Source organism: Phycicoccus avicenniae (assembly GCF_050496545.1).
Classification (GTDB): Bacteria; Actinomycetota; Actinomycetes; order Actinomycetales; family Dermatophilaceae; genus Phycicoccus; species Phycicoccus avicenniae_A.
In genome coordinates this window covers 25,132-37,135 of record NZ_JBNVZV010000020.1, presented here as the reverse complement: position 1 = coordinate 37,135, position 12,004 = coordinate 25,132, and the positions used below count along the sequence as shown (strand labels likewise).

At 73.5% G+C, this 12,004-nt stretch carries 9 protein-coding genes; 6 read left to right on the top strand and 3 right to left on the bottom strand.

Translation table 11 applies throughout. From position 1 onward, the window contains the following. Positions 1–74 precede the first annotated feature (74 nt). The gene (locus ACQZ2A_RS15690) at positions 75–1,613 is read left to right on the top strand and encodes a DEAD/DEAH box helicase (protein ID WP_430212980.1); all 1,539 of its coding nucleotides are present in this window, start codon (positions 75–77) and stop codon (positions 1,611–1,613) included. 77 nt (positions 1,614–1,690) lie between these two features. Here ACQZ2A_RS15690 and ACQZ2A_RS15685 read toward each other — a convergent pair whose 3' ends face one another. Together ACQZ2A_RS15685 and ACQZ2A_RS15680 are read right to left on the bottom strand one after the other, a co-directional pair. Continuing rightward, positions 1,691–2,503, bottom strand: a complete 813-nt coding sequence (locus ACQZ2A_RS15685) for an IclR family transcriptional regulator domain-containing protein (RefSeq protein WP_430212977.1) — start codon at positions 2,501–2,503, stop codon at positions 1,691–1,693. A gap of 77 nt (positions 2,504–2,580) precedes the next feature. Beyond that, positions 2,581–4,062: an amidohydrolase family protein gene (locus tag ACQZ2A_RS15680; protein WP_430212975.1), complete on the bottom strand. Its 1,482-nt coding sequence runs from the start codon at positions 4,060–4,062 to the stop codon at positions 2,581–2,583. 226 nt (positions 4,063–4,288) lie between these two features. Between ACQZ2A_RS15680 and ACQZ2A_RS15675 the strand changes: the two genes are divergently transcribed. From ACQZ2A_RS15675 to ACQZ2A_RS15655, 5 genes are read left to right on the top strand one after another with little or no spacing between them, the layout of a single operon-like run. Next, positions 4,289–5,467 (top strand): CaiB/BaiF CoA transferase family protein, encoded by a 1,179-nt coding sequence (locus tag ACQZ2A_RS15675; RefSeq protein WP_430212972.1) that lies wholly within the window; start codon positions 4,289–4,291, stop codon positions 5,465–5,467. Then, complete coding sequence (locus ACQZ2A_RS15670; protein ID WP_430212969.1) at positions 5,464–6,249, top strand: citryl-CoA lyase; 786 nt, start codon at positions 5,464–5,466, stop codon at positions 6,247–6,249. The genes ACQZ2A_RS15675 and ACQZ2A_RS15670 overlap by 4 nt, the downstream gene beginning before the upstream one ends. Positions 6,250–6,271: 22 nt before the next feature. Next, positions 6,272–7,135 carry a hypothetical protein gene (locus ACQZ2A_RS15665; RefSeq protein ID WP_430212966.1) on the top strand — a complete coding sequence of 288 codons (864 nt, stop codon included), beginning with the start codon at positions 6,272–6,274 and terminating at the stop codon, positions 7,133–7,135. After that, positions 7,132–7,494 carry a hypothetical protein gene (locus tag ACQZ2A_RS15660; protein WP_430212964.1) on the top strand — a complete coding sequence of 121 codons (363 nt, stop codon included), beginning with the start codon at positions 7,132–7,134 and terminating at the stop codon, positions 7,492–7,494. Before ACQZ2A_RS15665 ends, ACQZ2A_RS15660 begins: the two co-directional genes overlap by 4 nt. Before the next feature lies 1 nt (position 7,495). Then, positions 7,496–8,476: a zinc-binding dehydrogenase gene (locus ACQZ2A_RS15655; RefSeq protein WP_430212962.1), complete on the top strand. Its 981-nt coding sequence runs from the start codon at positions 7,496–7,498 to the stop codon at positions 8,474–8,476. 150 nt (positions 8,477–8,626) lie between these two features. On the opposite strand, the gene ACQZ2A_RS15650 is transcribed toward ACQZ2A_RS15655, so the two are convergent. After that, positions 8,627–11,908, bottom strand: coding sequence for an ExeM/NucH family extracellular endonuclease (locus ACQZ2A_RS15650; RefSeq protein WP_430212960.1), 3,282 nt, complete (start codon positions 11,906–11,908; stop codon positions 8,627–8,629). Positions 11,909–12,004 lie beyond the last annotated feature (96 nt).

Sequence of the window (12,004 nt, the reverse complement as noted above, 5' to 3'; positions counted from 1 at the left end):
GCCCGGCAGAACATCCACCTCGTCGCTGCCGACGGCTCGCGCCGCGCTGCGACACCATCACCTTGGAGCTTCCCGTGTCATCGGACACCTTCGGCGCGCTCGGCGTGCCCACCCCCCTCGTCGAGCTGCTCGCCGCGCGCGAGATCACGACGCCCACCCCCATCCAGGCCGCGACGCTGCCCGACTCGCTCGCCGGCCGCGACGTGCTCGGCCGCGGGCGCACCGGGTCCGGCAAGACGGTCGCCTTCGTGCTGCCGCTGCTGACCCGCCTCTCGCAGAGCCGGACCCAGCGCACGACGAAGCGCCCCCGTGCCCTCGTCCTCGCCCCGACCCGCGAGCTGGCCACCCAGATCGACGAGGTGATGGCCCCGCTCGCCGCCACGCTCGGCCTGACCACCTGCACCGTCTTCGGCGGGGTCGGCCAGGGCCCGCAGGTCGCGAACCTGCGCCGCGGCGTCGACGTCGTGGTCGCCTGCCCCGGCCGGCTCGAGGACCTCATCGGCCAGCGCCACGTCTCCCTCGACGCCGTGGAGGTCACGGTCATCGACGAGGCCGACCACATGGCCGACCTCGGCTTCCTCCCGCAGGTCCGCCGCCTCCTCGACGCCACGCCGCAGCGCGGGCAGCGGATGCTGTTCTCCGCCACCCTCGACGCCGGCATCGGCGTCATCGCCCGTCGCTACCTCCACGACCCCGTGACGCACGAGGCCGACTCGGCCCAGTCGCCGGTCTCGACGATGGCGCACCACGTGCTGCACGTGACGCACGATGCGCACCTCCCGGTGCTGCTCGACCTCACCGCGGCGCCGGGGCGCACCGTCGTCTTCACGCGCACCAAGCACCGCGCGAAGAAGCTGGCCCGCCAGCTCAACGGCTCCGGCGTGCCGGCCGTCGAGCTGCACGGCAACCTCAGCCAGGGCGCGCGCACCCGGACGATGGAGGCCTTCCACAGCGGCGCCGCCCGCACGCTCGTGGCCACCGACATCGCCGCCCGCGGCATCCACGTCGACGACGTGGCGCTCGTCATCCACGCCGACCCGCCGGTCGAGCACAAGGCGTACCTGCACCGGTCCGGGCGCACCGCACGCGCCGGCGCGTCGGGCACCGTCGTCACGCTGATGACCGACGACCAGGTGCGCGACGTCCGCGACCTCACCCGCAAGGCGGGCATCCGGGCGACGACCACCCGCGTCCACGCGGAGCACCCGCTGCTGTCCGAGCTCGCCCCCGGCGACCGGTCCTTCGAGGGCGGCTTCGTCGCCCCCGTCCCCGCCGACTCGGGTCGTGGCTCGGGTGGCGGTCGGCGCAACGGCGCTCGGGCGCAGGGCGGCTCGTCCGCGACGTCCGGCGGCGGCCAGCGGCGCTCCGGCGGTCAGCGTCGGCGCGGTCCCCGTCCCGAGGCCGGCAGCGGCCAGGGCTCGGCGCGCGGCGGCTCCGGTGCACAGGGATCCGGGCCGAAGCGCTCGGGCCAGGGCCGTCCGGCCGGTGGCCGAGGCGCCGGCGGCCAGGGTGGCTCGCGTCGCGGCCAGGGCGGCGGCGCCCGTCAGGGCGGCAGCGGTCGTCAGGGTGGCGGCGCGGCGGCGTTCTCCGAGCGCGGCGGCCGCTCCCGCTGACCCCATCCTTGTGAACGTGTGTGAGCTCGCCGCGGTTGTCCGGCGTGTTCACACACGTTCCGAGGTGATGGGCCGGGTCAGGCGCTCGGAGGGTCGACCTCGACGTGCGGCCGGCGCTGCCACTGCGCCCAGTCGTCGCTGACCTCGGCCGCCGTGCGCTGGAGCATCGGCAGGAGCTCGTCGACGAGGCGCTCGGTGGAGGTCTCGGCGGCGTGCACGGTGACGTTCATCGCGGCCCGGACCGTGCCGGTGCCGTCGCGCACCGGGACCGCGACCGACCGCACGCCGGGAGCCAGCTCCTCGTCGGCGAGCGCCCAGCCGCGCGCCCGCACCCGCGCCAGCTCGTCGTCGAGCTCGTCGCGTCCCGGTTCGAGATGACCCCGGATGCCCGACCGGCTGGGCTGCGCCAGAACGGCATCCAGCTCCTCGGAGGAGAGGGCGGCCAGCAGCACCTTGCCCTGCGACGTCGGTGGCGCCGGGAAACGGGTTCCCACCTCGACCCGTAGCGCGATGATCTTGGGCACCGACACCCGCGCCACGTAGACGATGTCCGAGCCGTCGAGCTGGGCCATCGACGAGGACTCCCCGGTGCGGGCGACGAGCGCCTCGAGCCGCGGCCGGGCGATGTCCCACAGGCCGAGCGAGGCGACGTACGCCGTGCCGAGCGACAGCACCCGGGGCGTCAACGCGTACGAGCCGTCGCGCGAGCGGACGAACCCGAGCTCCTCGAGGGTCAGCAGCAGTCGACGGGCCGTCGGGCGCGCGAGGCCGGTCGCCTGCGCCACCTCGCTGAGGGAGCGCTCGGGATGCTCGCGGTCGAAGGAGGCGATGACGTCGAGCCCACGCGCGAGCGCCTCGACGAAGTCCGGTCCCTGACCGCGCCCAGCCATCGCTGCTGCTCCCTCCTGACGACCTGACCGCTGCGGCCGCACCCTACGCGGTCGGGACCGCGGCGGGTGCGGGCCGCTCAGCCCTGGTCGCCCGCGCCCGGCTCGCCGAACACGGTGCCGCGCGCGAGCGTGGTGTCGGTGCGGAAGTCGGTGTACTGGTACGGGTTGTCGAGCACCTTGCCGTCGTCGTCGGGGAGCGCGGGGTTCATCCCGTCGGTCCACGCCTGCTCGCCCATCTCGGACACCAGGTGCTCGACGGTGGCCTCCGCGCGCCGGCGCAGGTCGGCGAGGTCGCAGCCCACGAGCCGGTGCTCGTGCTTGACCACGCGGCCGTCGACGAGGACGGTGTGCACGTCGCCGCGCTGGGCCTGGAACGCGACGTGCCCGTACGGGTTGAGCACCGGGAAGGACACGGGCGAGGCGTCGTTGCGGATGAGGACGACGTCGGCCTTGGCGCCGGGCACGATCCACCCGATCTCGTCCTTCCCGAGGGCCCGGGCCCCGCCGCGCGTCGCCCAGTCGACGACCTGCTCGGCCCGCAGGTGCACGTTGGTCACGGTGTCGCCGGCGGCGTGCGCCTCGAGGTGCTCGCGGGAGCGGTCGGCGCCGAGGGTGGTGCGCATCGCGGAGAACAGGTCGCCGCTCCACCAGACGCTGGTGTCCATCGAGAGCGCCACCGGGATGCCGTGCCGGCGCAGCTGCCAGGTGGGCGGGTAGCCCTGACCGGCGCTCTGCTCGGACTCGGTCGAGACCGAGACCGTGCCGCCGGTGGCCGCGATGCGGTGGTAGGAGTCGGCGGCCAGCGTGGCGGCGTGCACGTAGACCGTGCGCTCGTCCATGAACCCGTTCTCGTGCATGAGCCGGATGCCGTCGTCGTTCGTCGCACCCCAGACGCCGGCGTGCGTCGTGACCGGGAGGTCGAGCTCGCGGGCGACCTCGAAGGCCGGCCGCTCGGGGAAGGCGGGGTCGCCGGTGACGTCGAAGGCCAGCTGCCAGCCGTAGAGGTCGCCGCGGCGGCGCTCGAGGAAGGAGCGCACCGCGGGGTCGGCGGTCCACTCCCACGGCCCGGCCTGGATGTTGCCGTAGCCGAGGACGAAGCGCCCCGGCACGGCCTGCAGGGCGTCGACCGCGGCCTCGGCGTGCTCGACGGACTGCAGGCCGTGCGACCAGTCGACGGTCGTCGTCACCCCGGCCTCGAGCGCGTCCCAGGCCGAGAGCAGGTTGCCGGTGTGCACGTCCTCGGGGCGGAAGCGCCGGCCGTGCTCGAGGTAGTACCAGACGAAGTACTGCGTGAGGGTCCAGTCGGCGCCGTAGCCGCGCATCGCGGTCTGCCACATGTGCCGGTGGGTGTCGACCATGCCCGGCATGACGATGCCACCGGCCGCGTCGACCTCGAGGGCGCCGTCGGGGGCGGTGAGACCGCGGCCGACCTCGGCGATCCGGTCACCGACGACGAGGACGTCGCCCCCGGTCAGCACGCTGTGGGTGTCGTCCATCGTCAGCACCGTGGCGTTCCGGAACAGCACCGGACGGCCGTCGGCCACCTCGTCGTGAGCCATGACCTCTCCTGTCCAGGGTCGTGCGGACGGATGTCCGCCCAGCGGCACCCCTGTGCCGCTCCGGTCACTGTGGGCGCCGAGCGGCCGTGCTGTCAAGGGTCGGCGGAGGACGTCGACACTGCCCGTCGAGGCTCTTGACACGGTCGCTCGACCGCGGTGAGACTCGAGAGACACACCGGGCGGACACCTGTCCGTTGAAGACGGCAGGCGACGGGAAGGAGCATCGATGGCCACCCGCTCCGGACCCCTCTCCGGCCTGCTCGTGGCGGACTTCTCGCGCATCCTCGCCGGCCCCTACGCGACGATGCTGCTCGCCGACCTCGGGGCCGAGGTGGTCAAGGTCGAGTCCCCCGGCGGTGACGACACCCGCACGTGGAGCCCGCCGGTGCGCGAGGGCGTCTCGACCTACTACCTCGGCGTCAACCGCAACAAGCGCTCGGTGGCCCTGGACCTCAAGGACGAGAGCGACCTCGCCTCCGCCCGCGAGCTGGCCCGCCGCGCCGACGTCCTCGTCGAGAACTTCAAGCCCGGCGGCCTGGCCCGCTTCGGCCTCGACTACGACACCGTCGCGGCGACCAACCCCGGTGTCGTCTACGCGTCGATCAGCGGCTTCGGCAGCGGGCCGGGCGGGCGCGACCTGCCCGGCTACGACCTCATGGTGCAGGCGATCTCGGGCCTGATGAGCCTCACCGGCGACCCGGACGGCCCACCGTTCCGCGCCGGCATCTCGGTGTTCGACGTCATGGCCGGCCTGCACGCGAGCATCGGGGTGCTCGCGGCCCTCCACGCACGCGCCGGCTCCGGCCGCGGCCAGCACGTCGAGGTCAACCTCCTGTCCTCGGCGCTCTCCGGGCTGGTCAACCAGTCGAGCGCCTTCGTCGCCGGCGGCGTCGTCCCGACCCGGATGGGCAACAGCCACCCGAGCCTCTTCCCGTACGAGCCGATGCCCTGCGCCGACGGCGACCTCATCATCACGGCGGGCAACAACGGCCAGTTCCGCCGGCTCGTCGAGGTGCTCGGTGTGCCAGAGCTCGCCGACGACCCCCGCTTCCGCGGCAACGAGGACCGCACCGCCCACCGCGACGAGCTGCGCCCGCTGCTCGTCGAGCGGCTGGCCACCCGCACGACGATGGAGTGGTTCGCCGACATCACCGCCGCCGGGGTGCCGTGCGGCCCGATCAACTCGGTCGACGGCGGTGTGGCCTTCGCCGAGTCCGTCGGGCTCGACCCGGTCGTGCTGGTCGGGGACGGAGCCACCGCGGTGCCGTCGGTCCGCAACCCCATCCGGCTCTCCGACTCGCCCCCCGACTACGTGCTGCCGCCCCCCTCGCTCGACGAGCACGGCGAGGAGATCCGGCGCTGGCTCGCTGCCCCGTCGGCCGACACCGAGGAGACGGACGGATGACCGGCTACCCCACCTCGCTCGGTACCTCGAGCGCCGACGAGATCCGCCTGCTCGGCCAGGACCTCACCGCCGACCTCATGGGGAAGGTCGGGTTCGGCGAGCTGGCCTTCTGGCTCGTCGCGATGCGCCGCCCGAAGCCTTCAGAGACAAAGGTGTTCGAGGCGGTGCTGGTGGCCCTCGCCGACCACGGCTTCACGCCGACGGCCATCGCGGCCCGGCTCACCTACCTCTCGGCACCGGACTCGCTCCAGGGGGCGATGGCCGCCGGCCTGCTCGGCGGCGGGTCACGCTTCCTGGGGGTCACCGAGGACTGCGGCGCCTTCCTCGACGCCGTCGTCACCGACCTCGGCGCGGACCTGCCGACCACCGACGAGGGATGGGACGCCGTCGCCCTCGAGGCCGTGCGCCGCACGAAGGAGGCGGGGCGGTTCGTCCCGGGCCTGGGTCACCCCGTGCACAAGCAGGGCGACCCCCGCACCCCCGTCCTGCTGCGCATCGCCGAGGAGGAAGGACTGCGCGGGCCCCACCTGCGGCTGTTCGAGGCGGTCGGCCGCGTCCACGAGCAGGTGCTCGGGAAGCGGTTGCCGCTCAACGGTGCCGGGGTGTGCGGCGCCGCACTGGCCGACCTCGGCCTCCCCGTCGAGCTGCTCCGCGGCTTCGCCCTCCTGGCCCGGGCGGCCGGCCTGCTCGGGCAGATCGCCGAGGAGCGCCGCCGCCCCATCGGGATGGACGTGTACCTGTCCGTCGACCGCAACGCGGAGTACGTGGACCCCCAGAGCTGACCGCAGGGAAGGAGACCTCACCATGGCGAAGGTCGTCGCCGTCATCGCCTCGACGCACCACCCGTTCTACTACCGCGCGAGCACCGCTGTCGGAGAGGAGCGCCCACCGTTCGCCGACGAGTGGGTGGCCAAGATCGAGCGCTTCCGCGAGACGCTGACCCGCGCGCGGCCCGACGTGCTCGTGATGGTCGGCAGCGACCACTTCCACCAGCTCTGGCTCGACAACATGCCGCAGTTCCTCGTGGGCAAAGCGCCTGTCTACGATGCCAACTGGTACAACGAGGAGCGCGAGTTCGGCTTGCCGAGGTTCCGCCTGGAGGGCCACGAGGAGCTGTCGTCGCACATCCTGCGCGGCGGGCTCGACTCCGGCTTCGACCTCGCCTTCAGCAACGAGCTGCGCATCGACCACTCGATCACCTGCCCGATCATCACCCTGCGCCCCGAGGCCGACCTGCCGATCGTGCCCATCTACACGAACATCTTCGCGCCGCCACTGCCGCAGCCGAAGCGCTTCGTCGAGCTCGGCCGCACCATCCGCGAGCTCGTCGAGTCGTGGCCGAGCGACCAGCGGGTGGCCGTCATCGGCACAGGGCACCTCTCGCTCGAGCTCGGCGGACCGCGTCAGTTCGGGCCGCACGGCCCGGACCCCGACTTCGACCGGAAGGCGGTGGAGTGGATCGCGAACGGCGACCTCGAGGGCTGCCTCGGCGAGGTCACGCTCGACAGCCTCCACCTCCCGGGCAACGCGACCCACGGCTTCATGGACTTCATGCTGATGATGGGGGTCGCCGGCCAGGGCGTGCGCGCCGACCACGTCGACTCCCTCGACCTCTTCCACACGATGGAGGCCTACTTCACCTGGTACCCGGACGGAGCGCCGACATGAGCAAGTACCTGCTGGACAAGTTCCTGTTCACCGTCGACCGCGACCCCGACCTCGTCGAGCGCTACCGCGAGGACCCCGAGGGGTTCGTCGCGTGGTGGGAGGAGACGCAGGCCAACCGGATCCTGAACGTCACCGACGGCGAGGCCAGCACCTGGCTGGCCTTCACCGGTCCCGAGCGCGCGGCCCTCATGGCGCACGACCACGTCGCGCTGTTCCAGCTCGGCGCCCACCCGTTCCTCACGCTCACGCTCTTCATCGCGATGTTCGAGCGCGACCACCCCGAGCCGCTGTCGTACCAGAAGGGCTACGGGGCGGCGCTGGCCCACCTGTCGCTGCCCTACCCCGACATCGCCACCTGACGTGCGCGCCGCGACGGTCACCGCGCCCGGCCGGGCCCCCGAGCCGGCCGAGCACCCCGACCCGCCGGTGCCGGACGGGGACGGCGTGCTCGTCGAGGTCACCGCGAGCCCCATCACGCCGCTGGACGTCCTCTGCGCGTCGGGCACGTCGTACTTCGGGGCGCCGGCGCTGCCCTATGTGCCGGGGGTGCAGGGCGTCGGGGTGGTGCGCCACGGCCCCTCGGAGCTCGTCGGCCGCCGGGTCTGGTTCCCGACGACCGCGGGGATGACCCCCGGCGACGGGGCGATGGCCGCGCTCGCGGTGGCCGACGCGGCCGCCGTCGTGCCGCTGGACGCCGCCCTCGACGACACCGCCGTGGCCGCGCTGGGCCTCTCGGCGGTCGCCGCCTGGGAGGTGCTCGAGCGCCGGGCGGCCCTCGCGCCGGGGGAGACGGTGCTCGTGCTGGCGGCCGGTGGGGCCGTGGGCCAGGCAGCGGTCGGGGCGGCACGGGTGCTGGGGGCCGGGCGCGTGGTGGCGGCGGCCCGGTCCGAGGAGGCGTTGGAGCGGGCGCGCTCCCTGGGCGCCGATGCGGTCGTCGAGCTGCGGACGGGCGAGGGGGCGGCCGACCTGACGGCCCGGCTGCTCGGGACCGTGGAGGACGGGTTCGACGTCGTCGTCGACCCGCTCGCGGGCGTCCCCGGCACCGCGGCCGTCAGCGCCCTGGCCACCGGCGGCCGGCTCGTCAACCTCGGGAGCAGCGCCGGTCCGGCCGTCACGGTCGACTCCGCGGTCCTGCGGAGCCGGTCGGCGGCCGTGCTCGGGTACACGAACGTCTCGCTGACCCCCGCGCGCCAGGCCGAGGTGCTCACGACCGTGCTGCGGCACGCGGCAGCGGGGAGCATCGCCGTCGAGCACGACGTCGTCCCGCTCGAGGAGGTCGGCGCCGCGTGGGCGGCCGTCGCTGCGGGCCGGGCGGGCCGGCGCATCGTCCTCGTCCCCTGACCGAGCGCCCCCTCATCTCACCGCGAATGTGTGTGAACTCGCCGGGAATCCCCCGCGAGCTCACACACATTCGCGGGACTGAGCGCGACGGGACATGACGAGGCCCCCGGGTCCGCGCGGATCCGAGGGCCTCGTCGTCAGGTCCAGACGTCAGCGCAGGCGGAAGGTCGCCGTCTCCGACTGGCCCGTCTCGGGCAGCGTCACGCTCAGCGTGTAGGTGCCCCTGGCGAGGCCGGACGTGCGCAGCAGGCCGTGCCACACCGGCCCTGCGGCCGACAGCGTCGTCGTCGCCGCGGTGGTGCCGCCCTGCGTCAGCGTGGCCACGGGGGCGGTCGTCGACGCGAACCGGCCGTCGCAGTCACGGACCAGCGCGAGCACCGGCACGGGCACACCCCGCGGGAGGGTGAGCGTCGAGCCGTCCGCCGGAACGGTGTCGAGGCGGAACTCGACGACCACGGGGGCGGTCGTCGTCACGACGTTGCCGCGGCTGTCGGTGACGGTGACGGTCGCGGCGTACGAGCCGGCCTTCGCGTACGTGTGGCCGATGGTGCGCTCACCGCTGACGCCCTCGACCGTCGAGGTCGTGCCGTCGCCCCACTCGACCTTCACCGTCGCGGTGTCACCCGGGTCGGTGACGGTGACCTCCAGCTGGGCGTTGTCCCGGCCGCAGGCCACGGAGCCGTCGACGAAGCCGGCCTCGACCCGCGGCGGGCCGTCGGGCGAGAGCCCGATCTTCACCGGGTCGTGGTCCGAGACGCGGAACTCGTTCGGCGCGTAGAGCGAGTCCACCTGCGACGCCGACTTGAACTCGGTGTTGTAGTCGAGGATCGCGGGCTCGTCGGAGTTGATGTGGTAGTCCGCGACCCCGGTGACCTGGCCGACGAGCGAGGCCGACCCGAGCGCGTGGTCGAGGTAGCCCCACTGGCCGTCGAAGGCGTAGGAGTAGGCGTCCTTGCCCTGGAACTTCTCGACGAGGTTGGTGAAGCCGCCCTCCTCGAGGGTGCGGATCGGGTCCTCCTTGGCGTAGGAGTTGTAGTCGCCGACGAGGAGGACGTCGTCGTCGCCCGTGCCGGTGGGGTCGGTGGCGAGCCACTGGAGCAGCGCCTTGACCGAGTTCGTGCGCACGACGTTGCAGTTGCCCTGGCCGTCACCGGCATCCGGGACGGAGCACGCCGAGCCCTTGGACTTCAGGTGGTTGACGTCGGTGACGAAGACGCCCCCGGTGGCCTTGACCTCCCAGGCCTGGGCCAGCGAGGGGCGGGCGCGGGGGGCATCGTCACCGCCGTTCACGAACTCCGGGGTGTTGAGCGCCGCGGTCTTCCCGACGGGCGTGACGACCGACGGCTTGTAGATGCTGCCGACCTTGATGGCGTCGCTGCCGAGGGCGTCGGGCTGGCCGGTGCGGGCGTCGACGTCGAGGTAGGCGAAGGTGCCCGGCGCGGTGGCCGCGTTGAGCCGGCCGACCAGGTCCGCGAGCGCGCTCGTCGAGCCGTAGCCGTCGTTCTCGATCTCGTTGACGCCGTACACGTCGGCGTCGAGCTTCAGCATCGCCGCCACGGTCTTGGCCGCCTGCCGCTCGAACTCGGCGGCGCTGTTGGCCCCGCGGCAGTCGATGGCGCCGCCGGTCGTCCCCGAGGCACAGCCGGTGAAGGTGTTGAAGTAGTTGAGCAGGTTCATCCCGACGACCTGGACGTCACCGCCCACGTCCTCCGGGCCGCTCGGGCGCGGGTTGGCGGCCTCGAACCGGATGCCGGCACCGCTCTGGTCGGCGGGGCGCAGCCGGTAGGAGTTCGGGCTCGCCGAGTTGCCGCCCCACGTGTAGGTCATGACGCCGGTGGCACCGGTGACGGTGTCGCCGCCGCGCAGCGTGTTGGCCGCCGAGAGCGGCTGGCCCCCACGGCCCCAGATGATCGGGTCGGGGTTCTGGGCCTGGGAGGCGTCGTCGACGATCAGCCGGTTGAGGGTGTTCTTCGCCTGCAGCGCGTTGGCCTCGGCACCGGGGGCGACGACGTTGGTCGGCTGCTGGAGCCGGCCGCCGGAGGAGACGACCACCTGGCCGAAGCGGCCCAGCTGGAAGTGCTCTGTGACCGAGAGGGTCTGCGGGAAGGTGACCGACATGCCCTCGTACTTCTCGAAGGCGGTGGCATCGGCCATCGGCAGGGTGACCTCGGTGGGCGCGACCGTGCTGGTGCCACAGACGGCGATGCGCGTGGCGTCCGTCGAGACCTGGGTCTGGCCCTGGTTCTCCCCGGCGGTCCCGGTCACGGTGACCAGGTCGCCGCGGGAGACGAGGTCCTGGTTGCCGCCGTTGAAGACGAAGATGCCGTCGGAGGTGGCGGGGTCGCCGTCACCGGTGTCCTGCAGGTAGAAGCCGCGCAGGGCGGGGCTGGCGCCCTCGTAGTCGGCGACGACGACGCCGCGCACGGTGACGGTCTGGCCGGAGAGGGGGGTGGTGTCCGTGGTGCCCTGGACCGCGCCGACCGCCGTGGCCGGCAGCGCGCAGCGGTCGATGTCCTCGGCGGTGGAGAACGCGGAGGTGACGTCGGCGGCCATCGTGTCCGGCGGGTCGACCGCGTCGACGTCGCTGACCGCGGCGGCGGTGACCGTGACCGCGCAGGAGGCGCCGAAGGGCAGGTCCTCGACCGGGTCGAGGGTGAAGGTCGTCGGGCCGCCGCTCAGGGCGAAGGCCACGGGGGTGCCGCCGCAGGTCAGGGAGAACGCCGAGGCCGGGGCCGTGACGGGCTCGCTGAAGGTCACGGTGACGTCCGAGGCCACCGGAGCGGTCGAGCCCGCGGCCGGGGTCACGGAGAGGACGCGCGGGGCGGCGTCGCCGTAGGCCCCGAGACCGTCGACGGTGTCGACCGGGAAGCCGTCCCACTCGGCGGCGGGGTCGAAGGCGTCGGAGGGGTTGGTGTCCCCGGCCTCGACCGTGGCCTTGCGGCGGAGGGTGTTGTCCATCGTGCTGGTGGGCGGGGCGCCCCAGCGGGTGCCCGGGTCCGTGCCGACCTGACCGATGACGTCGAGGACGGTGTCGCCCTTGCGGAGGACGACGGCGTCGTCACCGTTCCAGTTCGCGTTGCCGGTGACCAGGTCGGCCACGGCGAGGATCGCGGCGTTGGCGTTCGTGTTGGCCTCGACGAAGACGTCGCCGGCCGCCAGGGTGCCCGTCAGCGGCGTGGTGCTGTTGGCCGTGGTCGCCCCGTTGGGGAAGACCTGGACGGTGTAGCCACCGGCACCGAGGTCGATGGCGGCCCCGGTCCCGTTGTAGATCTCGAGCGCCTTGTTGTTGCTCGAGCCCTCGACGTACTCCGAGAAGAAGAGGTCGGTGGCGGCGGCCGACGCGGGGGTGGGCGTCAGCGCGACGGGGGCGGCCAGGGCGAGGGCGCCGACGGCCACCCTCACCACGAGCCCACGCAACGGCGTGCGGTTCATGCATCCTCCTGGGTCTCGCGGGGAGCGCCGACCTGTCCTCGACGGCTCGACCCGCTCACGGTGCGTCGGGAACCTAACACCGGCGACCGACCCCGA

Excerpts from the sequence above, each read along its gene's own strand:
- ACQZ2A_RS15680 (WP_430212975.1), bottom strand. The coding sequence starts at position 4,062 with ATGGCTCACGACGAGGTGGCCGACGGCCGTCCGGTGCTGTTCCGGAAC.
- ACQZ2A_RS15675 (WP_430212972.1), top strand. The coding sequence starts at position 4,289 with ATGGCCACCCGCTCCGGACCCCTCTCCGGCCTGCTCGTGGCGGACTTC.
- ACQZ2A_RS15670 (WP_430212969.1), top strand. The coding sequence starts at position 5,464 with ATGACCGGCTACCCCACCTCGCTCGGTACCTCGAGCGCCGACGAGATC.
- ACQZ2A_RS15660 (WP_430212964.1), top strand. The coding sequence starts at position 7,132 with ATGAGCAAGTACCTGCTGGACAAGTTCCTGTTCACCGTCGACCGCGAC.
- ACQZ2A_RS15685 (WP_430212977.1), bottom strand. The coding sequence starts at position 2,503 with ATGGCTGGGCGCGGTCAGGGACCGGACTTCGTCGAGGCGCTCGCGCGT.
- ACQZ2A_RS15650 (WP_430212960.1), bottom strand. The coding sequence starts at position 11,908 with ATGAACCGCACGCCGTTGCGTGGGCTCGTGGTGAGGGTGGCCGTCGGC.
- ACQZ2A_RS15665 (WP_430212966.1), top strand. The coding sequence starts at position 6,272 with ATGGCGAAGGTCGTCGCCGTCATCGCCTCGACGCACCACCCGTTCTAC.